The following is a 471-nucleotide window of genomic DNA, read 5'->3' on the forward strand; positions in this document are numbered from 1 at the left end:
GTCCCAGGTGGACCCGTTGAGGTCCATCCAGTGATTGCGCCGCTGGAAGGGATAGACGGGCAGCGCGACCTTGTGGCGCTCGCGGCCCTGGTCCACCCCCCGCCAGTCCACCGGCACGCCCGCGACGTAAAGGGCCGCGAGCCCCTCCAACATCTGCTGCCAGTCCGAGCGCTCCGGCCGCAGGCTGCCCACCCAGAGCGTGTCCTCCTTCGTGATGCAGGACTGGCCCATGGTCACCAGGGTGGGCTTCGGGCCGACCTCCAGGAAGGCCTTCACGCCAGCCTGCTCCAGCGTCTGCATGCCCCGGGCGAACATCACCGGCTCACGAAGATGCCGCACCCAGTACCGGGGCGTCAGGAGTTCCTTCCCCGCCTCGCGCCCGCTCAGGTTCGAAATCAGCGGGATGACGGGAGGCTGGAGCTTCACCTTCGCCACCGCCACGGAGAACGCGTCGAGGATGGGGTCCATCAA

1 protein-coding gene is annotated in these 471 nt (G+C 68.4%); it reads right to left on the reverse strand.

What is annotated here, in order from left to right:
- On the reverse strand, positions 1-471 hold a 471-nt coding region (locus FL311_RS43600; protein WP_141333593.1), incomplete at both ends, for an acyltransferase domain-containing protein.

The organism is Myxococcus sp. AB025B (assembly GCF_006518215.1).
GTDB classification, from domain to species: Bacteria; Myxococcota; Myxococcia; order Myxococcales; family Myxococcaceae; genus Myxococcus; species Myxococcus fulvus.